The organism is Variovorax sp. J22P240 (assembly GCF_030316855.1).
GTDB lineage: Bacteria > Pseudomonadota > Gammaproteobacteria > Burkholderiales > Burkholderiaceae_C > Variovorax.
The window spans coordinates 15046-37063 of record NZ_JASZYR010000022.1 but is presented as its reverse complement, the minus strand read 5'-3'; the positions used below and the strand labels follow the sequence as shown (position 1 = coordinate 37063).

Here is a 22018-nt window from a genome sequence, read left to right as displayed (position 1 = left end):
TCTACGCTGATCGATGATGGCAAACGCCATTATTCCCGGATTGAAAATCCGCGTGTCGGTGGTTCGATTCCGCCCCAGGCCACCAGATCCAAAGCCCCTGATCCTTTATGGTCAGGGGCTTTTTAGCTTCTGGCTTCGCGCCCAGTGGGCGCTTTTCTGTCGACAAAGATCATTCGATCAGAAGATGACCTTGTCGCCGATCTTGATGTCCCTGAACCAGGCCTTCTTGGCAGTGAGATTTCCGCTGCTGCCCAGCAAGAGCATCACCGCCGGCGTAGTCGTGGCAAGAGGAACTTCGGCATCCGGGTTCGGCCAGTTGTAGATGCACGCGTTCGGGTAGGCCTGGATGAGGGCCTGGAGGGATCCGCCGGTCGCCGTCTTGTTCGGCATCAACACAACCGTCGTGCCGTCGGTGGCGTAGATCGGGTCCTTGAAGTTCGACGACTTCCAGGCCTTGCTGCCCGCCGAGATGTCGGCGGTGTAGGTGTAGTAGCCGTCGGCGTCGGGGCCCGTCGGGCTCATGTCACTCAGGTTGGTGATCAGATTGGCCCAGCCACTGCCTACGCCGTCGCACTGCTTGCTAATGGAATAGTTGACGTAGGGAAAGCCTGCGCCAGTGTTCGGACCGGTGCCGTCGTCCTTCGACTTGAAGCTGATTCCGGCAAATTCCGATAGCTTCACGCCATGGAGGATATCCGTGCCCAGAATCGCCCGGTTGCCAGTGATCCCCGTGTGAAAGCTCTTCCGCGGGGCCGGTGATGTGCTGGCGAGCGTCTCGAGCAGAAGAGCGTTGGCGCCGCTGTCCTGGACGAGTGCGACCGATGCGCTGTTGTCCGAGAAATCCGTCGCGCAGGCCGGTAGCTTCGTGCCGTCGGTGGAGCAATCGGCGTCTCGCCAGGTGGCGAGCGCCACGGTCACCGTCACGCTCGCCCGCGCGCTGTTCGCCTTGCCATCGTTCACGATGAGGCTGAACACATAGTCGCCGGGTACGTCCGCGCTGAACTCCGGCTTCGCCAGCGTGGGGGACGCCAGTGTCGCTGCGCTCGTGGCCGGCTTCGTAGCCAGGGTCCACTGGTAGGTGAGGACGTCGTTGTCGGCATCCGAACTGGCGCTGCCGTCGAGCTTGAACGGCTTGCCCGTGATCGTGCTCTGCGCGGTTCCGGCATTGCTCACAGGCGCGTTGTTGCTTGTCGCCGGACCTGGTGCCGGCGCTTGCGATTGCGCAACCGCGGGGCCTGCCAGTGCTTCCGCAGCCGGGGTCGGTGCCAAAACGGGAAAGGAACCTGAACCTCCCCCGCCGCATGCGGTGAGGGCGAAGGCTGCCGCGGTTGCGGCAAGTGCGTCGATCAGCGGTTTCGGGCAGGGGGTCAGGGGTAGTCTCATTGGAGCGGGCGATGTTGCAGTAAGTATTAACTGTAACTAATTCGTTTGCATTTCGTCCCATCGCCGCGCACTCCAGACCGTGACTTAGTGCGTAGAACTGCGCTCAACTTGGGGCATACCGGTCCCAATGCCAGTCAACTGGTCGTGTTTTTCGGCGTCGTCGGCAGAGTCTTCGCGAAAGTTCAGGCCTCTTTCATCGAGCGAGGGCTTCGACAATGGCGAAGCCTCCGGCATCGATCACGCCTGCTGCCTGCAATCCCGCCGGCCCCAGCAATGCCTCCAGCTCCTCACGCGTCCGCTCGCGCCCACCCGGTGCCACCAGCATGTTCAGGTCCGAGAATTTCGCATCGCGCCCCTCATTGGGTGGCGCGACGATCCGCTCCAGCATCAACACGCGGCCATCAGCCGCCATCGCCTTGCGCACGGCCGTGAGAATGCGAACCGCATCCACGTCCTCCCAGTCGTGGATCACTGCTCGCAGAACGTAGGCATCAGCCGCTTCAGGCACCCCCTCGAAGAAGCTTCCACCCACGATCCGGCATCGGTCGGCAACACCCGCACGCTCCATGAACGCACCCGCCGCCGCGACGACGTGCGGCTGATCGAACAGGATGCCCTTGAGCCCAGGGTGCGCACCCAATATCGCCGCCAGCAACGCCCCCGTCCCGCCACCCACGTCAACCACCGTGCGAAAGCGACCGAAGTCGTAGGCGGCGATCAGCGCCGCACTCGATCGCCGCGAAAGCGCGGTCATCGCGCGATCGAAAAGCGCGCTCTCTTCGGGGCGGTTCGTGCGATAGCTCCATACATCGGCGCCATGAATGTGCTGAAACGCGTTCTCACCGGTGCGCACGCTGTGCAGGAGCCCGCTCCACGCCTGCCAATAGCCCGGACTGCCGACGAAGGCGGCCCAATCCGCTATCGAACCCTCAACGTCCGATCGAAGAGCCTGCCCGAGCGGCGTGAGTTCGAACACGCCGTCATTGCCTTCGCGCAACACCTCGATGCTCGCCAACGCACGCAAAAGCCGATACAGCGTGGGCGCATGCGTGCCGGTTTCCGTTGCCAGTCGGTCGGCGCTGCGGCCGCCGTCCGCCAGCAGGTCCGCAATGCCGAGTCTCGCGGCGACATGAATCGCCTGGGAAACCTGGTAGCCGTCGATCAGATGCCGCATGGTGATCGACGGATTCGAATCGCTTTGCATCGCATGTCCCCCATCGCGTTGGGCCGGGCAAACATTGTGAGCCTGGCGCGTCAGCAATTCGAGCCTCTGGCTGGAAGGCTGGAACATGGTGCAAGATGGCGCCTTCCTCGACTCGGTGCAACTCCATGCGTATTTCCTACCTGTGTATTGGCCCTGTTGCGGTCACCTTGTTGTGTGCCACGCAGGCGTTCGCCCAGCCGGCGCCAACGAAGGCCGAAGCCGATTGCTATGCGCAGCAAGCCGCGCTGGAGAAGGACATGCGGGCGGCGCGCTCCAGAGGGCAGATGCTGCGCCGGCGGCAGATCGAGGAGAACCTCCACGCCCTGCAGGCCCGTTGCGAGGAAGCCGCCAAGAAGGACACGCACGAAGCTCGCGTCATGCGCCAGAAGAACGCGGTGATGCAACTGCGAATCGACCTCGACCGTGCCGAGGAAGACCTGCGCAAGCTGCTGGCCGAAAAGAAGAAGTAACCTCGGCTAGCCTGGCGCTTTGTGTGCCCCTGTGCCACGTGGGCTGCCACGGAACCGGCTCCGCCGGGCCGCAGGCAGCGCCCCCTGCAAGGGGGTAGGCGAAGCGACACGAAGTGCGCGAAGCCTGGGGGTGTACTTAAAAATCCACCAGCGCCAGCCCGATGTTGAACACCGTCCGCTTGCGGTTGTAGTCGACCAGCGTGTCGCCGTAGCCGTAGAAGAGCTGCGCCTGGAATCGCAGGTTGCTCTTGACCGGGTCGCCGATCACCTTGAGCCATTCGAGCCGCACGGCGCCCTTGCCGCCGTGCGCCGAGATGGCGACCTGGTTGAGCCGGTCGACCTGCCAGGCCGCCCGGATATCGGCGTTGCCCAGGTATTTGGTGATATCGGGGTTGTCGTCGTCGGCCCCGTTTTCGGAGATGCGCTTCCAGACGCGCGCGGTGACGACGAACGTGTCGCCGAGCTCCATGCCGCCCATCAGGTAGACGCGGTTCCAACTGCGCGAGTAAGGCAGATCCTGGCCGTTCGACTGGTGCGCCAGGCCAAGGCCGGTGTAGCGCACGCGCCAGCCGCCCGGCAGTTGGTAGTCCGTCGGGTAGCTGTAGATCAGTTCCGGCTCGTGATCGGTGGTGCGGAAAGGCCGGGAGAGGTCTTCGTTGAACACCTGCCAGGTGGAAGCCTGCGAGTACGCAAACCAGAGGCCGTCCTTCTTGATCGGGTCGTCTCCGGTGAGCATCCCCTGTGCGAGCTTGGTACGCACCGACAGGCCGATGCGCATGTCCTGGGCCTGATAGGGCCGGTCGACGCCGTTGCGGCCCGGTGCCGGCGACATCGCAGTTTGAGGATCGTGGGCCGCGACGCCGAGGCCGACGCTGAGCGGGCGGTAGCCGCGGAAGCTGAAGGTGCCGCAACTGCTGCCGGCTTCGAGTTCCCAGAAGCGCGACAGATGCGAATACTGCCGGTCGCGGCAGCCATCCTCGGTGGCGATGGTGACCACGCGCGTTGCCGGTATTTCGGCGTTGACGGGCGGCAGGGTCTCGGCAAGCACCGGCGGGGCGGGCGGCACTGCTGCGGCGGGCAAGGTCTGCTGCTGCGCCCAACGGTCGAAACAGGCGAGCCGCGCTTCGTTGTTGGCGCCGCCTGCGAGCTTTTGGCACTGCTGCCAGGTCAGGTCCGACTCGGCCAGGGGGCTCGGCGGCTTGTCCACGGCCTGGGCCTGGGCGCCGGTGGTGGCGCCGATTCCGGTGAAAAGAGCGGTGAAGAAAAGAGTGTGTCTGTTCATCGATCAGTTCCCGAGTTGCCAATCTTGTTCAACACGAAGGGATGGGTGCTGTCGCTCGCGGCGTCGCGCCAGATGCCGTTCCACTCCTTGCCGCACGATGAAGCCTGCAATTCGCCCAGCCAGACGCCGCTGATGGCTCGGCCGTCCAGCGATTCGTCCAGGCTCAGCATGCCCTCGTCGTCGATGTCGCCGGCCACTTGGGCGACCGTGGCGGCGGCACCATCGCCGCCACGCGCGATTGTGCCGCGCACGCCGGCGTAATCCGGATGTTGACTGAGCTTGACAAGTGCAACGCCCTTCTGTCCGTCGATACGAGCCTCCCAGGTGCCGAACAGCGCTTCGAGCGGCATTTCGGTGCCGCGGGAGGGGCAGCCCGCGCCGGTCGACGCTTCCGGGCCGCCCGCGCCCACGGCGCAGGCGGACGCGACGCAGGCTGCGGCCAGGCAGGCCACCAGCGCGTGCTTCATGGCGCCGATGCGGCCGCCGCTGCAGCGGCGGCCGCGTTGTCCTGGGCCTTCTTGGCAAATTCCGCGCGCAGCGCCTTGAGCTTCTCGCGTGGGTCTTCCCTCATGGTCTTCTTGTCGAGCGCCATTTCGGCGATGAAACGGCTCGGCTGGGCCGCGATCATCTCGCGGCCCTTTTTCCGGCGCTTGGTCCAGCTCACGGCAAGGCTGCGCTGCGCGCGCGTGATGCCCACGTACATCAGCCGGCGTTCTTCCTGCAGGCGTTCCAGCGTGTTCTCGCTGACCTTCTCCTGCCGACCTTCGTCGTCGTCGAGCTTGAAAGGCAGCAAGCCCTCGGTCACGCCGACGAGCATCACGTGCGGCCACTCCAGGCCCTTGGATGCGTGCAGCGTCGACAGCGTGACCACGTTCTGGTCCTGCTCCCGCTCGCTGATGGTGGACAGCAGCGAGACGGTCTGCGCGACCTCGAGAAGACTCTTGCGTTCGTTCTCGACGGTCGCGCCCGACGCATCGTCGATCTGCCCGCCGCAGCGCTGCGACATCCAGTCGCAGAACTCCATGACGTTGGTCCACCGGCTCGCGGCGGCCTGCTCGCTGTCCTCGCCGTCGTAGAGGTGCTTCTCGTAGTCGATTTCCTTGAGCCATTCGGCCAGGAACGCTCGTGCGTCCTCGGCGCCCATGGTGCGACGGGCCCTGTACTCGAGATCATTGATATAGCGGCCGAACTCGTGCAGGCCTTCCTGCGCGCGCTTGGGCATCACGCTGGGCAGCGAGGGGCTGAACAAGGCCTCGAACAAGCTGAGCTTGTACTGGCTCGCAAACGTTCCGAGGCTGGCCAGCGTGGTGTGGCCGATACCACGCTTGGGCGTCGTGACTGCGCGAAGGAACGCAGGATCGTCGTCGTTGTTGACCCAAAGGCGGAACCAGCCGCAGAGGTCCTTGATCTCGGCGCGATCGAAGAAGCTCTGGCCGCCCGAGACCTTGTACGGAATCTGCGCCTTGCGCAGCGCCTGCTCGAACACACGCGCCTGGTGGTTGGCGCGGTAGAGGATCGCGAAGTCGCGGAACTCCTTGAACTGCGGGCCCTGTGTCGTGGCGTCGCCGGCGCGCAGGCTCTGGATGCGCGCGACGGTGCGCTCGGCTTCGTGCGCCTCGTTGTCGGCGTCGACGATGCGCACCGGCTCGCCTTCGCCGAGTTCGCTGAACAGCGTCTTCGGAAACAACTTGGGGTTGGGCCCTATCACGTTGTTGGCCGCGCGCAGGATCGCGCTCGTGCTGCGGTAGTTCTGCTCGAGCTTGATGACCTTGAGGCTCGGGAAGTCGATCGGCAGCTTGCGCAGGTTGTCGAGCGTGGCGCCGCGCCAGCCGTAGATCGACTGGTCATCGTCGCCCACGGCGGTGAAGCGGCCGCGTTCGCCGACCAGCGCCTTCAGCACCTCGTACTGCGTGGCGTTGGTGTCCTGGTATTCGTCGACCAGCACATGGCCCAGCGCGGCCTGCCACTTGCTGCGCACCTCGTCGTAATCGCGCAGCAGCTTGAGCGGCATGCCGATCAGGTCGTCGAAGTCCACGCTCTGGTAGGCCGCCAGCCGTTCTTCATAGCGGGCCATGATGCGGGCAGTGATGCGCTCGTTGTCGTCGGCAGCCTGCGCTTCCGCCTGCGCGGCGTTCAGGCCCATGTTCTTCCACTTGCTGATGGTCCACTGCCAGATGCGCGCGGTGGCCGCGTCGGTGGTGCCGCCCGCATCCTTCAGGATCTTCGTCACGTCGTCGCTGTCGAGGATGCTGAAGGCTGGCTTCAGGCCCAGCACGGCGCCGTCCTCGCGCATCATGCGCACGCCTAGCGCGTGGAAGGTGCAGACCACCACTTTCTTGGCGTCCCGCCCGATCAGGCCCTTGGCGCGTTCGCGCATTTCGGAAGCCGCCTTGTTGGTAAAGGTGATGGCCGCGATGCGCTGGGGCTCCAGCCCGGCCTGGATCAGGCGCGCGATCTTCTGGGTGATCACCCGGGTCTTGCCGGAGCCCGCGCCCGCGAGAACGAGACAGGGACCGTGCATGTAGTTGACGGCTTCTTGTTGCGCTAGATTGAGACCGGATGACATGGATGGGCGAACGGAGGCGCAAAGCGCGCAATGATACGGGGGCGCTGCGCGCGCCGAAGCCCGCCGATGTGCTAGGCAGGCGCAGATTGGCGTCCATTCGTCGATGTTGCGCGGCCAAGCACAATCGCCGCGTGCTCCAGATATTTCTCGTCACCGTCCCCTTCTTCGCATTGATCGCTGCCGGCTATGCCGCCGCCCGCAGCGGAGCACTGCCCCTTGCGGCGATCCCGGGGCTCAATGTCTTCGTCCTGTACTTCGCGCTGCCTTGCATGCTGTTCCGCTTCGGCGCGGGCGCGCCGATCGACCAACTGCTGGATGGCGCCGTCGCGCTGATCTGGGGCGTCAGTGCGCTGATCGTCGTCGGGGCCACGGTGGCGTTGAGTCGCAATGAGCGCATCGGTTGGAACGACGCGGCCTTCGGCGCGCTGGTGGCGGCCTTCCCGAACACGGGCTTCATGGGCGTGCCCTTGCTCGTGGCGATCCTCGGCGCACAGGCGGCCTCGCCGACGATCATCAGCATCGCGTTCGACATGATCGTGACTTCATCGCTGTGCATCTTCCTGTCGCGCCTCGACGGTGCCGACGAGCACGGCGCGGCCAAAGCGGTGCGGCAGGCGCTGCGCGGCATCCTCCAGAACCCGATGCCCTGGGCCATCCTGCTGGGGGCCGCGGCGTCCGCCAGCCGGCTGTCGCTGCCGGGTCCGGTGGATCGCACGGTCACGATGCTGGCCGAGGCCGCGTCCCCGGTGGCCTTGTTCACGATCGGCGCCGTGCTGGCACGCTCGGCCCTGCTGGCGCGCGAGCATCGCGCCAGCGCAGTGGTCGCCGAGGCCATGGGCGGCGCAACGTCGCCGACCCGGCAGGCGCCGTTGCGCGACGTGCTGCCGGTGGTGGCGATCAAGCTAGTGGCGCATCCACTGCTGGTCTACGGCGTCGCGAAGGGCGCGATGGCGATGGGGCTGCCGCTGGAGCGACAGGCCCTGGTCACCATCGTGCTGGTGGCCGCATTGCCCAGCGCGAGCAATGTGTCGATGCTGGCCGAGCGCTTTGGCGCCGACAACGGACGGGTCGCCCGCATCATTCTCTGGACGACCGTCGCGGCTTTCTTCACCTTTCCGCTGGCGGTCGGCTGGCTGCAGTAGCGGCTGGCGCTACGGCGTCAGCACGCCGAGCTTGTAGGGGTCCGCGTCGGACAGCAGTTCGCAGCGCGACATGTCGCGGCCCTGCGTGCCATCGCAGTAGAAGCTGTTGTAGACGCGGCCGAAGAGCGTCGGCGTGGAGGTGAAGAGCACGCCCTGGTTCGGCTGCCAACGCTCCTTGGGGGCTGAGGCCGGCATGGCGGCGGGCGTCGCATCGGCGGCCCCGGAGGCAGGGGACTCGGCGGACACTGCGGAAGCACCCGCCGGCGCTGTGAAGTCGGCCAGCGTCCTCAAGCCATCCTCTCCGCTCCAGCGGCTGACCAGATCGGCCGGCCTCGGACGCTGCGACACCGGAATCAGCAGGCCGTTGACCTGGAATCCGCGCCCGAAGCGATGCTCCTTGCCTGCCAGGAAGGCGTAGGCGCAGGCGGCGTGGCACTGCCCTTTCGCTTCGGTGTTGACGTTCGTGGCCCGGATCGCCTGCGCGAAGTCACGCGCGACCTCAGGCGATCCGCCCAGCGAGTTCTCGAACACCACGGTCCGGATCTTGCCGCTGGCCAGGTGGTCCTCGAACGCCCTGATGGCGCTACCGTCCAGCATGCCGCTGACCACGAGACGGCTGCCCTCTAGTTCTAGCTCGGCCGCATTCGCGCCTCCGGCCGTAAAGACGAACGAAAGAACCCAGACGATCCCGACCGGCGTTTTCACTTTGTTCCCCCTTATCGCGAAATTCGGTTGAATCCCGCCTTCTTGAAGATTGAACGGCGTCTCGGCCCAACGTCAACCACTGTTTCAGAGTATTTCCTACACACGGTTCTCGGAAAGCGGCCGATAGTGCTAACTATTGCTTTTAGTTAGTACTTAGGTTCTCGGAGGCGCTGATAAAGTGAATCCCTGTCTCGGGAGAGTGGCATGACGACTTGGTTGCGCGGGGTCCTGTGGGTGGTTTGGCTCGCCAGCACCTTCTGGCTTTGGCATGTAGGAGCCCTGGGCGCGGGTAGTGCGCTGGCGGCAGGCATGCTGAGCCTTGTACTTCTGTTCTGGCCAGGCTCGGCTGGCCGACGACGGCGCTCAGCCCTTCAATACGTCGAAATGGGCAAGGAGCCTGTCAGCCTGCGCTGATCCGCTGGCCTTCAGATGCTGTGCGGGTCCACGTCGACCAGCCAGCGAATCACTCCCTTGCCTTCCGGCACGCGCCGCAGTTCGTGCAACAAAGGTTGCCAGCCGGCGAGTACGCGCTGAAGCGCGGCGCGCGATGCGCTTTCAAGCAGCATCTGCGCGCGCTCCACATTTGCCACGCGCTGAATTGCCAGCGGAACGGCCGGATAGCGAGTGACCCGGTCGGCACCTTCCAGCGCATCGGCCGACACGCTCGCGGCGTTCAGGAAAGCCTGGGCCGCATCCTGCGTTCGGGCATCGGCTCTCAGCAGCGCCTGGAAGGCGAAGGGCGGCATGCCGGCGGCCGCACGATCGTCGAGTTCCTGTTGCGCGAAAGCCGGATAGTCATGCCGACGCAACGCCGCGAAGAGCGGATGCTGCGGGTGATGGGTCTGGATCCACATCTCCGCCGTGGCACCCTGAGAGGACAGATACGCCGCATCGCGGCCCGCGCGACCCGCCGATTGCATGAGCAGGCTGAACAGGCGCTCGGGCGCGCGAAAGTCGCTCGAGAACAGTGCCCCGTCGGGATTGATGGCCGCCACCAGCGTGATGCGCCGGAAATCGTGGCCCTTGGCGATCATTTGCGTGCCGACCAGCACGTCGACTTCGCCGGAATGTACGGCCGCAAGCTGCGATTCGAGCGCGCCTTGCTTGCGGGTGCTGTCCGCGTCGATGCGCGCAATACGCACCTCGCTGCCGTCGGGCCGCTTGACGGCAGCGAACAGCTCGCCCAGATGTTCTTCGAGCCGCTCAGTGCCGCGGCCTACCGGCGCGACGTCGAGATTCCCGCAGGCCGGACAGGCGCGCGGCACACGTTCGGTGAACCCGCAGTGATGGCAACGCAATGTGCGGTCGATCTTGTGGAACACCCGGTAGGCACTGCAGTGCGGACATTCGCTCTTCCAGCCGCAATCGCCGCAGGCCAGCACCGGCGCGTAGCCGCGCCGGTTCAGGAACACCATGCTCTGCTCGCCGCGCGCGATCCGCTGGCCGATCGCATCGAGCAGCGCGCCCGACAGCACCGTCCTGGGCGGCTGCAGATTCATGTCGACCAGCCGCACCGCCGGCAGCGTGCTGGCGCCGATGCGCGAAGGCATCGCCAGCCGGACATAGCGGCCTCCCGCATCCACGCCCTGCGCCGGACGGCTCTGGTGCCAGCTTTCGAGCGACGGTGTGGCGGATCCGAGCATCACCTTGGCGCCTTCGCGCTGCCCGCGCCACACGGCGAGATCGCGCGCCGAATAACGCGCGCCTTCCTGCTGCTTGTAGCTGGGGTCGTGCTCCTCGTCGACCACGATCAGCCTCAGGCCCGGCATCGACGCGAACACCGCCATGCGCGTGCCGAGCACGATGCGCGCCGTGCCGCTGTGCGCTGCGAGCCAGCTCGCGAGGCGCTGCGGATTCGTCATGCCGCTGTGCAGCGACACCACCGCAGCCGCGCCGAAACGGCCGTCGAAGCGCTCCTTGAAGCGCGCTTCGAGCTGGGGCGTCAGGTTGATCTCCGGCACCATCACCAGCGCCTGGGCGCTCGGGTCGCGTTCCAGCAAGGCCGCGACGGCGCGCAGGTAGACCTCGGTCTTGCCGCTGCCCGTGCTGCCGAACAGCAGGAAAGGGCCGGTTTCGGCATCGAAACGGGCGAGTGCGCTGGTTTGCTCGTCGGTGAGCGCCACAGGCTGGGGAATTTCGCCCGTGGCCGCCGGTGTGCCGGCAGCCCCTTGGCGCTTAAGTCGCCGGGCCAGCTGGACCGTGCTCAGGTCCCGGAGTTGCGGCGGCAGGGCGGCGAGCGCGATTTCCCCCAGCGAGCGCTGGTAATAGCGCGCCGCGAAAGCGACCAGGTCGCGCCAGGCATCGCCCAGCGGCGGGAGCCCGTCCAGCACCGCGCCGACGGGCTTGAGTTCCATCGGGGCAGCCTCGTCCTCGTCGGGATGCACCGCCCATGCGACGCCCAGAACCTCGCGACGGCCCAGCGGCACCCGCACCAAGGCCCCGGGAAGCATCGGCACAACACTTGCGTAGCTAAGGACATCCCCTAATGCGCTGTGGGCCGGGGTCTGGACCGCGACGTCCACACGCCATTTCAAAGCAGGCTCCCGCTACGGGCGTTTGTTAAAGCGACTTTGAGCAAAACGACCTAAGTTGTTGATTTGTCTGCGCTTTGCAGTCCATCCAGATTTTCTGTGGATAACTTTGTTGATATCAGGGCTTGACTCGCTGCGAGCCCTTGAGAATCAAGGCTCCGGCTGGAATGCACGCAAAAAAAGCAAAGTTCGAAACCTATATAAATCAATGACTTAGCCGCGCTATCGCTTTAGGAGCAGGGGTGCATGGGCAAAATAAAGTTTTGCGCACCGCAACAGGGGTTTTGTGCATAAGTCAGTCCCTCCTCACGCTTTTTCGTCCTTGACAAACGCTTCGGACTCGTTCTCGTTGCTTACAAGTGATAACAATACGCTCATGCACGCAGTGCGCGGGACTGGGCATGCACCGCTGCAACGAGTGCGGCAACGTGATCCGGCGGTGTGAACTGGCTGATGCCGTGGCCCAGATTGAAGATGTGCGTGGGACCGCTCGTGGCGTGATCGGTGTGCGGCCGGCCGAAGCTTTGAAGCACCTTCGCCACTTCCGTCTCGATCTGCGCGGGCTGTGCGAACAACACGTTGGGATCGATGTTCCCTTGCAGGGCCTTGCCGTCCGGCCCCTCGCCCACGAGTGAGCGGGCGCTGCCCAGGTTGACGGTCCAGTCGAGTCCGAGCACCTCGCAATCGAGCGAGCGCATGTCCTGCAGCCAGAGTCCGCCGCCCTTGGTGAACACGATGCGCGGCACGGGCAATCCGTCGGCGCCTTCGCGCTTCAGTTGCGAGAGCACGCGTGCGGTGTAGGCGAGGCTGAATTCCTGGAAGGCGCCATCGGCCAGTACGCCGCCCCAGCTGTCGAACACCATCACGGCCTGCGCGCCGGCGTCGATCTGGCCATTGAGGTAGCTGGCCACTGAATCGGCGTTCACGGTCAGCAGCTTGTGCATCAGGTCTGGGCGGCTGTAGAGCAGCGTCTTGACCTGCCGGTAGTCGCTCGATCCGGCGCCTTCGACCATGTAGCAGGCGAGCGTCCACGGGCTGCCCGAAAACCCGATCAGCGGCACGCGGCCATCCAGCGCGCGCCGGATCGACGCGACCGCATCGAAGACGTAGCGGAGCTTGTCCATGTCGGGCACGGCCAGCGCCGAAATCGATGCCGCGTCGCGCACCGGCCGCGCAAAGCGCGGACCTTCCCCCGCTTCGAACGAAAGTCCCAGGCCCATCGCATCCGGAACCGTCAGGATGTCCGAGAACAGGATGGCCGCGTCCAGCGGGTAGCGCTCCAGGGGCTGCAGGGTCACCTCGGTCGCGTAGTCGGTGTTGGTGGCCAGGCCCATGAAGCTGCCGGCCTTGGCACGCGTGGCCACGTATTCGGGCAGGTAGCGCCCGGCTTGGCGCATCAGCCAGACAGGGGTGTGATCGGTGGCCTGACGCCAACAGGCGCGCAGGAAGGTGTCGTTCTTCAGGGGTGCGAAAGGCATCCTGCGATTGTCGCAGGGGCTCGCCGCGCGCCGGCCCCTTCTCCCTTCCTAGAAGAGCCTGCTGTGCTCCACCATGATGCAGCGATCCTGCACCACCTCCAGCCCGGCCGCGCGAGCCTTGGCGGCCGCTGCGTCGTGCCGGATGCCGAGCTGCAGCCAGACGGCCGGTGCGCCGATGGCAATGGCTTCGTCGATCACTGGCGGCACGTCCTCGGCATTGCGGAACACGTCGACGAGGTCGATCTTCTCGACCTTGGCCGCCGCGGTGAGGGTGGGGTACGCCTTTTCCCCGAAGACCTCGCTGGCGTTCGGATTGACCGGAATGATCCGGTAGCCGACCGACTTCATGTACTGGGCCACCCCGTGGCTCGTGCGGTGCGGCCTCGGTGAGAGGCCGACGACAGCGATGGTGCGGCTCCGCTTCAGCAGCGGGACGATGGGGGCGTTGGGGATGGCGGTCTGGTCCATGCGGACATGGTGGCCCGGCCATCGCCGAGCGCCAGCCATCGCTGTCCTACGCAGGTAGGCCGGCGGCCGACAGCCTCAACTCTTGTATTTGATCGAGCAGCCGTAGGGCCGGGTGGCCGCGGCGCTGATAGTCTTGCCGTCGAAGGCCTCGCCCAGCGCCTGGTTCACGTAGTTGGTGGCGGACTTGATGTCCTCCGCGCGCGACGAGGGAATGCTGTCGATGCCCCCCGCGTAGACCAGCGTGCCCTTGGGGTCGACGATGAAGATGTGCGGGGTCGTCCGCGCGCCGTAGGTTCGGCCGATCACGCCGTCCTCGTCCATGAGCACGGCCGTGGGGGCGCCGGACTGGTCCTTCATCCAGGCGTCGAGCGCCGGTGGCTTCAGGTAGTCGCTGGCGGCACGTTCGGTGGAATTGATGGCGAGCCACACCACGCCTTTGGCGGTGGCGGCTTTCTGGGTGGCAGGCATGTTGCCGCTGCCGTAGTGCTTGCGCACGAAGGGGCAGCCCGGGTTGGTCCATTCGAGCACCACGAACTTGCCGGCGAAATCGGAGAGACGGTGCTGCTTGCCGGCGGTGTCGACGCCGATGAAATCGGGCGCCGGTTGTCCCACGGCCGGTGCGGCGAGGGCGTGGGAATTGATCAGGAACGTGGCACCGAGTGCCACCGCGGCTGTCATGACCGCCCGGCGCGAAGCCCGGTCGAGCGCGGCGCGGGCGTTGCGCGCGGCACGACGGGAACGCGACTCGGAAGACGACGATGAAGACATGGTCAGCTTGATCTCCTGTGGATAAATCTCAATAACCACCGCAGCTTAGAACGGTTTCTTCATCTGCTTGTGACAACCCGTACCGCTGCATGGTCAAAGATTCTTCAAAGGGCGGCGAGCGCCGCGCGCACCTCGTCCTTGCTGAGTATTTCCGTCAGCACCACCGGCGCCTTGCCGGGCGCCTGCAGCACATAGACCGGCACGCCGCTGCGGCCCAGCGCCATGAGGGCTGCGGTGATCGCGGGGTCCCTGCGCGTCCAGTCGGCGCGGAGCATCGCGACATTCTTCGCATCGAAATCGGCCAGCACCGCGGCGTCGGCCAGTGTGCTTCTCTTGTTGTATTGGCAAGTTACACACCAGGCGGCCGTGAAATCCACGAACACTGGCTGTCCGGCCGCTGCGAGTTCGCTCGCTCGCGCGGCGGACCAGGGCTGCCAGCGCTCGCTCGACGCAGCCGCGACGGGTTCGACGGGCCGGACCACGTTGCCGCCGATCGCGCCGGCCAGCGCCGCGGTGGTCGCGAGCACCAGACCGGTCACCACCATGCGGGTGCGTCCACGCAAGGTCAGCGCCCAGACGATGGCCGCCAGACACACCAGCAGGCCCAGCAGTGCGCCGGCCCCGTCGATGCCGCTTTGCTGGCCCAGCACCCAAACCAGCCAGGCGACCGTCGCGAACATCGGGAACGCCAGCAGGCGGCGCAAGGTGTTCATCCAGGCGCCGGGCTTCGGCAGCAGGCGGGCGACCGCCGGAACGAACCCTGCTGCGATATAGGGAAGCGCGAGCCCCAGGCCAAGCATCGCGAACATCAACAGTGCCTGCGCTGCGGGCAGCCCGATCGCGAAACCCAGCGACGCACCCATGAACGGAGCCGTGCAGGGCGAGGCGATGACGACGGCGAGCACCCCCGACAGGAAGTCATTCGCCACCGGATGCCGTGCCTGTGCCCCGCAGAGCGAGGCCGGTGCCACGTTGCCGAACTCGAAGACGCCCGCCAGATTCAGCCCGATCAGCGTGAACAGCCCGGCCAGCACCGCGACCACCGCGGGCGACTGGAGCTGGAAGCCCCAGCCGAGTTGCGCGCCCGCCGCGCGCAGCGCGAGCATGGCGCCCCCCAGCGCCAGGCAGGAGAGGATCACGCCGCCCGCATAGGCCATCGCGGCCAGTCGGTGGCCGCGCCGGTCCTCCGCGTGCCGGGTGAAGCTGAGCACCTTGATCGCCAGCACCGGAAACACGCAAGGCATGAGGTTCAGCAGAAGGCCGCCAATCAGAGCGCCCAGCAAGGCGGCGACAAAGGTGCCGGTGGTCCGAGCCGGCGGCGGTGCGGCGGTGTTGGCTTCGAGCGCGGCCTTCAGCGCCGGCGATACCTGCGCTTTGGGCGCCACGGTGGGCCAGTTGCCGCTCACCGGCGCCTCGGCGCGCCAGGCGATGGGCTGGCCGGCTTGCCGATCTGCCGCCGCCAGCGCGACGACCACAGGCATCACCAAGGGGCTGGCACTGCGCTGGTCGGCGAGCGGCACGTTCGCGGTCCATGTGTCGCCTTGCCACGATTGCGTCCAGTCTTTGCCGAGCACTGCGGCGGTGTGGACCACCTCGGGCGTTTCGGGGAAGAACTCCAGCGTCTTGCCGCGGACAGATGCGGGCAGGCCGTCGAGCCGGATCTGCAGCTTGTCGCCGGCAATGGCGATTTCACCGGGCTTCGAAAGCGCAGCGGGCTGCGCGCCCAGTGCGGCATCGAACTCGGCCTTGTGCAGCGCCGTCGAACCTTGCAGCGGCAGCTTGAGCTGGAACTCGCCCTCCTCGGGGATGCATTCCTTGCGGCAGACCAGCCAGGAGGCTTTGAGGCGCACGTCGAGTTCGGCCGCGCCCGTGAGGGACGTGGGCGCCTTGAAGTCGGGCGCGATGGTCAGCGGCACCGGCAGCAGCACCGTGCCTTCGTAGCCGTAGTTGGCGAGGTTGCCGATCGGGATCTTCCTCGGCACCGGCCACGCGATGTCGCCGTTCGATACGCCCGGCGGCAGCGACCACGTGAGGTCGGTCGGCAGGCCGGAGTCGCCGGCGTTCTTCCAGTAGGTGTGCCACTCGGGCTGGTGCGTAATCTGCAGGCCGACCCAGACCGGCGCGCCGGGGGAGACGCCGTCCGGCGCATGGGCCATCAACTCGGCCCGCACATGGGGCGTCGTGACCACGGACCCGATGCGGGAGGACAACTGCGCGGCCGCCGGCATACAGGCTGCGAGGGTGGCGAGCAGAAGGCCCGCGAGACGAAGAGGGGAGAAGAGTGCCATGCCGTTCAGTCGGAGCGGGTCGGTCGGGTGAAGTTCCGGCCTGCGCTCACACCGCCCACCCAAGCACCACGCGGCGGCTGTTGGCGCTCTTCTTCTCGATCTTGGTCACTACGACCGTGCCGATTTCGCGCGTATTCGCCACGTGCGTGCCGCCGCAGGGCTGGAAATCGATCGATTCGGCCTCGCTGCCGATGCGAATCGTCCGCACCGTGCCCGTGCCGCGCGGCGGCTGCACGCTCATGCTCTTGACCAGCGCCGGGTTGGCGTCCAGTTCGGCATCGGTGATGGCGCCCACGACCAGCGGATGGCCAGCCTCCACCAGGCGGATCAGGCCGGCGGTGAGAGCCTCCTTGTCGAGCGGTTCGGTCATGTGGAAGTCGAGCCGCGCGTAGTCGGGCGTGATCGAACAGCCGTTGACCGGTTGCGGAACCAGGTGGCACAGCAGGTGCGTGGCCGTGTGGAAACGCATCAGCTTGTGGCGGCGCTCCCAGTCGATGCGCGCGGTCACCGTGTCTCCCGGCTTCAGAGCACTCAGCAGGGGGGCTTGCTCGGGCGCCGGGACATGAAGGATCTCGTCGGTCGGCCTGCCCTCGGCATCCTTGGCCTTGCGGGTGTCTGCAATGGCAATTTCACGCCCGTCGGGGAGCGCCAGCCGGCCGCTGTCCCCGGCCTGCCCGCCTCCCAGCGGGTAGAACACGGTGCGGTCGAGCACGATGCCGTCCTCGTGGATGCGCACGAAGCGGGCTTCGCACTCGCGCAGGTAGGCGTCGGAACGGAACAGGTCGTCGGTCATCGCCCGATGGTAGCGGCGACGCCACACCGGGGTGCGCCCACGCCAGAAAGCGCCCACAGCCGACAGCCGCCACCCGCTGCGACCCGATCATCGGGAAAGACGCGATCCCCCCGCCCCAGCCATTGAAGGACTTGGACCATGACACCCGCCATCCGCATCCTGCGCTGCGCTTCGTTGACCGCCGCCGTGCTGATGGCCGCCTGCGGGGAGACTGCCCGGCTGCCGCCGGAGGCCGGCATCGGCCCCACGCCGCAACTGCCTGCGCCCAACAAGACCCTGATTCCCACGGTGAACATCGCGCCCGCCGTTGGCTGGACCGACACCGCGGGGCCGAATGCGCCCGAGGGCTTCACCGTGACGGCGCTGGCGCGGGGGCTGGACCATCCGCGCTGGGTGTACGTCCTGCCCAACGGCGACGTGCTGGTCGTCGAGAGCAACAAGCCGCCCAAGCCGGAAGGCGCCAAGGACGGCGGCGACGGCCTCTACGCGCGGGCCCGCTCGATGGTGATGGGCTCCGTCATGAAGCGCGCCGGCGCCCAGGTGCCGAGCCCCAACCGCATCACCTTGCTGCGCGATGCCGACGGCGACGGCGTCGCCGAAGTGCGCCAGCAGTTCATGCAGAACCTGAATTCGCCCTTTGGCGTCGTGCTGGTCGGCAACGAGCTGTTCATCGCCAATGCGGACGCCCTGGTCAAGGTGCCTTATGTGGCGGGCCAGACTTCGATCACCGCCTCGCCCGCCAAAGTGACCGACCTGCCCGCCGGCGTCAACCACCATTGGACCAAGAACGTCGTCGCCAATCGCGAGGGCACCATGCTCTACGTGACGGTCGGCTCCAACAGCAACGTGGGCGAGAACGGCCTCGCGGCGGAAGAGGGGCGCGCATCGATCTGGGAAGTCGACGTGGCCAGCGGCGAGAGAAGGCTCTTTGCCGGCGGTCTTCGCAATCCCAACGGCATGGGCTGGGAGCCCGACACCAACGTGCTCTGGACGGTCGTGAACGAACGCGACGAGATCGGCAGCGATCTCGTGCCCGACTACCTCACCTCCGTGAAGGAGGGCGCCTTCTACGGCTGGCCCTGGAGCTACTACGGCGGCCATGTCGATGCGCGCGTCAATCCCCAGCGGCCGGACATGGTGGCCAAGGCCGTCGTGCCCGACTACGCGCTCGGCTCCCACGTGGCGCCGCTGGGCATGGTCTTCTCCAACTCTCGGGGCATGCCGGCCGAATTCGCGAGCGGCGTCTTCGTCGGCCAACACGGCTCGTGGAACCGCAAGCCGCTGTCGGGCTACAAGGTCGTGTTCGTCCCTTTCATCGGCGGCCGGCCGAGTGGGGCCCCGGTCGACTTCCTCACCGGCTTCCTCGATGCCGACGAGAAGGCGCAAGGCCGCCCCGTCGGCGTAGCGCTCGACAAGAGCGGCGCTCTGCTGGTTGCGGACGATGTCGGCAACACCGTCTGGCGCGTCAAGAGAAAGTGACCGTGGTCAGAACCCGTGATCTGCTCGGACCACTAAGATCGCCGCATGACAGCTCATGCCAGCCGCTTCTGGTCTCAACTCACGACGCGCGATTTCGGTGCGCTCGATCCGGCGACGACGGTTGCGGTGCTGCCGCTCGGCGCCACTGAGCAGCATGGTCCGCATCTGCCCCTCAACGTGGATTCGACCCTGGCCGATGGCATCGTGGCCGCCGCGCTGCCGTTTCTGCCCGCGGAGTTGCCTGTGCTCTTCCTGCCCACGCAGCAGATCGGCCTGAGCCCGGAGCACGTGCGCTTTCCCGGCACCTTGACCCTTTCGTCCGAGACCCTGATCCGCCTCTGGAGCGAGATCGGGGCAGGCGTGGCGCGCTCGGGCGTGAGAAAGCTCGTGCTCTTCAATGCGCACGGCGGACACACCGGCGCCATGGACATCGTCGCGCGCGAGTTGCGCGCGACGCACGGCCTGATCGTCTACAGCGTGAGTTGGTTCAACCTGCCGCTCGGCGATGCGGGCGCACAGTTCAGCGCCGACGAGCATCGGTTCGGCGTGCACGCGGGCGACATGGAAACCTCGATGATGCTGGCGCTCGCGCCGGACCAGGTGACGATGGACGCCGCGCGTGACTTCGGGTCGACCTCGCGCCAGCGTGCCGCCGACTACGCCATCCTCGGCAACGGCCGAAGCGCCAAGCTCGGCTGGGCGATGGAGGACTACAACCCCGATGGCGCCGCAGGCAACGCCGCCGCGGCCACGGCGGAAAAGGGGCATGCGCTGGTCAATGCCGCCGCCGTGCAATTGGCGGCATTGCTCGCCGAGGTTTCGCGGCTGCCGCTGAGCACGGCCCACACGGACCCCTTGCAGCCGCCACGCTGACAGGCCACGCAGTTCAGCCCGCGATCAACGGACCCGAAGGTGCGGCTTCTTCGATCTTGATCGAACCGTCCGGCCGCTCGCACGTGCCGATCAGCAAGCCGCTCGCAATGGCGTGCGCCTTCAGTGCGTCGAACACCTCGTCGCGTCCCGGCGTTGCAGAGAACTCGTGCGCCGTGCCCAGCGCGAAAACCTGGAACGCGTAGCGGTGCACGCCGTGGCCCGGCGGCGGATCCGGTGGCATCCAGGCCGACTGGAGAAAGGAATTGCGGCCCGCATGGAGCCCAATCCCTTCGTGGTCGGCGCTTGGAAGCGCCCCTTCCTGCAGACTGCCGTCTGCCGCGGGCAGGTCGACAGCGATCGCATGCACCATCGGGTGCGGCGTCGGCGAATCAGCGTCCTCCACCATCAACACCAGCGAGGCGGCGCCGGGCGGCACGCCGATCCACTGCACGGGCGGCGATACCCCTTCGCCGTCGGCCGTGTAGCGCGGCGGTATTGGCGCGTGATCGGCAAAGGCCAGGCTGGCGACCGTGATGGAAGCCATTCCTTCGCGCAGGCCCAGCGTGTTGAATGCGATTTCGTCCAGGCCCGCGCGCACGTCGTGCAACGCGTGGCCGATGGCGTCAGGGAGCTTTTCCAGCATGGTGCTGGTATAGCGTGGGCGCTTCTAAATGTGTGTAGGACGGGAGCAGGAGCGGCCTGCGCGCAGGCGGGCTCCGCTATCATGAAAATCGCGCCTCGATCACAACCAAATACAAAGGGAACCTATGAGCATCGTCTGGACCATTCTGATTGGCTTCGTTGCGGGCCTCGTGGCGCGCGCCATCAAACCCGGCGATGACTCGGCCGGGTTCATCGTGACCACGCTGATCGGCATTGCCGGTTCGCTCATCGCGACCTACCTCGGGCAGGCCATGGGCTGGTACACGGCAGGCCAGGGGGCGGGATTCATCGCGTCGGTGGTCGGCGCGATCGTGCTGCTTTTCATCTACGGGCTGATCAAGCGCAAGTGAGATCGGCAGGCAGCGTTCCGGATGCCGGTTCGCAAGACGCGCAGCCGTCACCATCACTATGTGTACGTGGTCGAGCTGGACGACCGCGTCTGGAACGTGGCGCGCTTCCGGCGGGCCAATCCTGACTACCGCCTGGGCATGCCATTCGTCTACGTCGGCATGACCGGACTGGACCCGGACGTGCGCTTCGACAAGCACAAGGCCGGCATTCAGGCCAACGGCTTTGTGCGCGACTACGGCCTGCGCCTGTTGCCGGCTCTCTATGCGATGTACAACCCCATGCCGTACGAGGCTGCGCGGGACATGGAAGTCGAACTGGGTATTGCGCTGCGCGAGGCCGGTTACGGCGTATGGCAAGCCTGATTCTCCGGAGGTGCGCATGAACCCCATTGCCTGCATCGTGATGACCAGCATCGGCACCGAGGACGAAGCCGAGGCTCTGGCGACCGCCATCGTCGAGGCGCAACTGGGTGCTTGCGTGCAGATTCAGCGCGTGCGCAGCGTCTATGCCTGGCAGGGCGAACTGCGCCGTGAGCCCGAGTGGGTGCTTCACATCAAGACGCTCGCTGCACGCTACGCGGTGCTGGAAGCCTTCATTCGCGAGCGGCACAGCTACCAGACGCCGGAGATCGTGCAGGTGCCGATCACGGCCGGCTCGGCCGACTACTTGCACTGGCTCGCGGCGGGCAGTGCGCCGCCCGCTCAGGAATAGGTGACCCAGCCCTCGTACGCCGGCCCGTCCAGGTGCGGCAGCGTGTTGTAGGTCACAAGCATGTGGCGCTTGGGCGTGAACGCGAATTCCGTGACCGCGGTGTTGCGGATGCGAAGGTTCAATTCGATTGTGGTTTCGGGACGGGTGCCCAGCACATGCCCGACCGCGGTGCTGATCGGTCCGCCGCTCGACACCACCAGCACTTTCGCGCCGTGGTGCTTGTCGCGCACGTGGTCGAGCGCAGTGGTCACGCCGGCCAGGAAATCGACGTAGCTGGGCATGCCCCGGGGTTCCGTGCGGCCTTGCATCCAGGCGCCGAGGCCGTCGCGCAGCAGCCGGAAGTGATGGCGGTACATCTCCGGCGTGTCCGGCTTCTGCAATTTCTCGGGGTGGATGGTCGCGATCACGGCCTCGCTGTCGTATTCGTTGAGGCCGGGCCAGGGCAGGACATCGTCGCGCTGCAGGCCCAGTCCTTCGGCGATTCCCTCCCAGGTTTGCCGGTGCCGCTTCAGGGTGCCGGTGATGACCGCGTCGAAGGTCATCCCGCGTTCACGCCAGTACTCGCCGAGCCGCACGGACTGCTTGCGGCCTAGTTCGCTGAGGTTGTCGTAGTCGGCCGCGCCGAAGCTGGCTTGGCCGTGGCGCACAAGATAGAGGGTTCCCATGCGCGGGATTCTGCCAACGGACTTGGCTTGGGTCCGTCGCGGCGGCGACGGGTGCTATCGATTTCGTAGCAAATTTGCCGTTGCGTGCGGCACGGGCAACAGAAGTGTAAGAGCATGAGCCATAAAGTTCTCAATATGTAAGAATGAACACTTTAGTTGACGCAAGATGTTGCGCGCCGCGCACATATACGTCCGGCA

21 protein-coding genes are annotated in these 22018 nt (G+C 66.3%); 7 read left to right on the top strand and 14 right to left on the bottom strand.

What is annotated here, in order from left to right:
* Window positions 1-177: 177 nt before the first annotated feature.
* Complete coding sequence (locus QTI24_RS29130; protein WP_286605241.1) at window positions 178-1173, bottom strand: PKD domain-containing protein; 996 nt, start codon at window positions 1171-1173, stop codon at window positions 178-180.
* Window positions 1174-1576: 403 nt separating this feature from the next.
* A complete protein-coding gene (locus QTI24_RS29125) occupies window positions 1577-2587 on the bottom strand; it encodes a methyltransferase (protein WP_286605239.1) in 1011 nt (336 codons plus the stop codon).
* 125 nt (window positions 2588-2712) lie between these two features.
* Here QTI24_RS29125 and QTI24_RS29120 point away from each other — a divergent pair, with 125 nt between their 5' ends.
* Window positions 2713-3057, top strand: coding sequence for a DUF1090 family protein (locus tag QTI24_RS29120; protein ID WP_286605238.1), 345 nt, complete (start codon window positions 2713-2715; stop codon window positions 3055-3057).
* 136 nt (window positions 3058-3193) lie between these two features.
* Here the strand turns inward: QTI24_RS29120 and QTI24_RS29115 are convergent, their stop codons facing one another.
* Genes QTI24_RS29115 through QTI24_RS29105 form a run of 3 tightly spaced genes read right to left on the bottom strand, consistent with a single transcriptional unit; the run spans window position 3194 to window position 6905 of the window.
* Entirely contained in the window at window positions 3194-4339 is a 1146-nt protein-coding gene (locus QTI24_RS29115; protein WP_286605237.1) for a phospholipase A, read from the bottom strand.
* A complete protein-coding gene (locus QTI24_RS29110; RefSeq protein ID WP_286605236.1) occupies window positions 4336-4806 on the bottom strand; it encodes a hypothetical protein in 471 nt (156 codons plus the stop codon). The genes QTI24_RS29115 and QTI24_RS29110 overlap by 4 nt, the downstream gene beginning before the upstream one ends.
* Entirely contained in the window at window positions 4803-6905 is a 2103-nt protein-coding gene (locus QTI24_RS29105) for an ATP-dependent helicase (protein ID WP_286605235.1), read from the bottom strand. Before QTI24_RS29105 ends, QTI24_RS29110 begins: the two co-directional genes overlap by 4 nt.
* Before the next feature lie 131 nt (window positions 6906-7036).
* On the opposite strand from QTI24_RS29105, the gene QTI24_RS29100 reads away from it, so the two are divergent.
* A complete protein-coding gene (locus tag QTI24_RS29100; protein WP_286605234.1) occupies window positions 7037-8047 on the top strand; it encodes an AEC family transporter in 1011 nt (336 codons plus the stop codon).
* A gap of 9 nt (window positions 8048-8056) precedes the next feature.
* Here QTI24_RS29100 and QTI24_RS29095 read toward each other — a convergent pair whose 3' ends face one another.
* The 7 genes from QTI24_RS29095 to QTI24_RS29065 form a co-directional block, all read right to left on the bottom strand.
* Window positions 8057-8752: a hypothetical protein gene (locus QTI24_RS29095; RefSeq protein WP_286605233.1), complete on the bottom strand. Its 696-nt coding sequence runs from the start codon at window positions 8750-8752 to the stop codon at window positions 8057-8059.
* Window positions 8753-9177: 425 nt separating this feature from the next.
* Window positions 9178-11286: a replication restart helicase PriA gene (gene priA / locus QTI24_RS29090; RefSeq protein WP_286605232.1), complete on the bottom strand. Its 2109-nt coding sequence runs from the start codon at window positions 11284-11286 to the stop codon at window positions 9178-9180.
* 371 nt (window positions 11287-11657) lie between these two features.
* A complete protein-coding gene (gene hemE / locus QTI24_RS29085; RefSeq protein ID WP_286605231.1) occupies window positions 11658-12761 on the bottom strand; it encodes a uroporphyrinogen decarboxylase in 1104 nt (367 codons plus the stop codon).
* A 48-nt stretch (window positions 12762-12809) separates the two neighbouring features.
* A complete protein-coding gene (locus tag QTI24_RS29080; RefSeq protein WP_286605230.1) occupies window positions 12810-13229 on the bottom strand; it encodes a CoA-binding protein in 420 nt (139 codons plus the stop codon).
* 75 nt (window positions 13230-13304) lie between these two features.
* Entirely contained in the window at window positions 13305-13997 is a 693-nt protein-coding gene (locus tag QTI24_RS29075) for a redoxin domain-containing protein (protein WP_286605229.1), read from the bottom strand.
* A gap of 104 nt (window positions 13998-14101) precedes the next feature.
* On the bottom strand, window positions 14102-16225 hold the full coding sequence (locus tag QTI24_RS29070; protein WP_286605264.1) for a protein-disulfide reductase DsbD family protein: 2124 nt from the start codon (window positions 16223-16225) through the stop codon (window positions 14102-14104).
* Between the two features lie 106 nt (window positions 16226-16331).
* Complete coding sequence (locus tag QTI24_RS29065; protein ID WP_286605228.1) at window positions 16332-17078, bottom strand: alanyl-tRNA editing protein; 747 nt, start codon at window positions 17076-17078, stop codon at window positions 16332-16334.
* A gap of 138 nt (window positions 17079-17216) precedes the next feature.
* Here QTI24_RS29065 and QTI24_RS29060 point away from each other — a divergent pair, with 138 nt between their 5' ends.
* The gene (locus QTI24_RS29060) at window positions 17217-18557 is read left to right on the top strand and encodes a PQQ-dependent sugar dehydrogenase (RefSeq protein ID WP_286605227.1); all 1341 of its coding nucleotides are present in this window, start codon (window positions 17217-17219) and stop codon (window positions 18555-18557) included.
* A gap of 45 nt (window positions 18558-18602) precedes the next feature.
* A complete protein-coding gene (locus QTI24_RS29055; RefSeq protein ID WP_286605226.1) occupies window positions 18603-19430 on the top strand; it encodes a creatininase family protein in 828 nt (275 codons plus the stop codon).
* Between the two features lie 13 nt (window positions 19431-19443).
* Here the strand turns inward: QTI24_RS29055 and QTI24_RS29050 are convergent, their stop codons facing one another.
* Complete coding sequence (locus QTI24_RS29050; RefSeq protein WP_286605225.1) at window positions 19444-20073, bottom strand: YbhB/YbcL family Raf kinase inhibitor-like protein; 630 nt, start codon at window positions 20071-20073, stop codon at window positions 19444-19446.
* Between the two features lie 124 nt (window positions 20074-20197).
* On the opposite strand from QTI24_RS29050, the gene QTI24_RS29045 reads away from it, so the two are divergent.
* From QTI24_RS29045 to cutA, 3 genes are read left to right on the top strand one after another with little or no spacing between them, the layout of a single operon-like run.
* The gene (locus tag QTI24_RS29045) at window positions 20198-20443 is read left to right on the top strand and encodes a GlsB/YeaQ/YmgE family stress response membrane protein (RefSeq protein WP_286605224.1); all 246 of its coding nucleotides are present in this window, start codon (window positions 20198-20200) and stop codon (window positions 20441-20443) included.
* A gap of 21 nt (window positions 20444-20464) precedes the next feature.
* Window positions 20465-20806, top strand: a complete 342-nt coding sequence (locus QTI24_RS29040; protein WP_286605223.1) for a hypothetical protein — start codon at window positions 20465-20467, stop codon at window positions 20804-20806.
* A gap of 16 nt (window positions 20807-20822) precedes the next feature.
* Complete coding sequence (cutA, locus tag QTI24_RS29035) at window positions 20823-21155, top strand: divalent-cation tolerance protein CutA (RefSeq protein WP_286605222.1); 333 nt, start codon at window positions 20823-20825, stop codon at window positions 21153-21155.
* Here cutA and QTI24_RS29030 read toward each other — a convergent pair.
* Window positions 21146-21820 (bottom strand): histidine phosphatase family protein, encoded by a 675-nt coding sequence (locus tag QTI24_RS29030; RefSeq protein ID WP_286605221.1) that lies wholly within the window; start codon window positions 21818-21820, stop codon window positions 21146-21148. The genes cutA and QTI24_RS29030 overlap by 10 nt on opposite strands.
* Between the last annotated feature and the right edge of the window lie 198 nt (window positions 21821-22018).

Bases quoted from the DNA above. Each gene is read 5' to 3' on its own strand.
- QTI24_RS29055 (WP_286605226.1), top strand. From the start codon at position 18,603: ATGACAGCTCATGCCAGCCGCTTCTGGTCTCAACTCACGACGCGCGAT.
- QTI24_RS29065 (WP_286605228.1), bottom strand. From the start codon at position 17,078: ATGACCGACGACCTGTTCCGTTCCGACGCCTACCTGCGCGAGTGCGAA.
- QTI24_RS29070 (WP_286605264.1), bottom strand. From the start codon at position 16,225: ATGCCGGCGGCCGCGCAGTTGTCCTCCCGCATCGGGTCCGTGGTCACG.
- QTI24_RS29110 (WP_286605236.1), bottom strand. From the start codon at position 4,806: ATGAAGCACGCGCTGGTGGCCTGCCTGGCCGCAGCCTGCGTCGCGTCC.
- QTI24_RS29115 (WP_286605237.1), bottom strand. From the start codon at position 4,339: ATGAACAGACACACTCTTTTCTTCACCGCTCTTTTCACCGGAATCGGC.
- QTI24_RS29125 (WP_286605239.1), bottom strand. From the start codon at position 2,587: ATGCAAAGCGATTCGAATCCGTCGATCACCATGCGGCATCTGATCGAC.
- QTI24_RS29030 (WP_286605221.1), bottom strand. From the start codon at position 21,820: ATGGGAACCCTCTATCTTGTGCGCCACGGCCAAGCCAGCTTCGGCGCG.
- QTI24_RS29045 (WP_286605224.1), top strand. From the start codon at position 20,198: ATGAGCATCGTCTGGACCATTCTGATTGGCTTCGTTGCGGGCCTCGTG.
- QTI24_RS29075 (WP_286605229.1), bottom strand. From the start codon at position 13,997: ATGTCTTCATCGTCGTCTTCCGAGTCGCGTTCCCGTCGTGCCGCGCGC.
- QTI24_RS29120 (WP_286605238.1), top strand. From the start codon at position 2,713: ATGCGTATTTCCTACCTGTGTATTGGCCCTGTTGCGGTCACCTTGTTG.
- QTI24_RS29040 (WP_286605223.1), top strand. From the start codon at position 20,465: ATGCCGGTTCGCAAGACGCGCAGCCGTCACCATCACTATGTGTACGTG.
- QTI24_RS29080 (WP_286605230.1), bottom strand. From the start codon at position 13,229: ATGGACCAGACCGCCATCCCCAACGCCCCCATCGTCCCGCTGCTGAAG.
- cutA (WP_286605222.1), top strand. From the start codon at position 20,823: ATGAACCCCATTGCCTGCATCGTGATGACCAGCATCGGCACCGAGGAC.
- QTI24_RS29060 (WP_286605227.1), top strand. From the start codon at position 17,217: ATGACACCCGCCATCCGCATCCTGCGCTGCGCTTCGTTGACCGCCGCC.
- QTI24_RS29105 (WP_286605235.1), bottom strand. From the start codon at position 6,905: ATGTCATCCGGTCTCAATCTAGCGCAACAAGAAGCCGTCAACTACATG.
- hemE (WP_286605231.1), bottom strand. From the start codon at position 12,761: ATGCCTTTCGCACCCCTGAAGAACGACACCTTCCTGCGCGCCTGTTGG.
- QTI24_RS29050 (WP_286605225.1), bottom strand. From the start codon at position 20,073: ATGCTGGAAAAGCTCCCTGACGCCATCGGCCACGCGTTGCACGACGTG.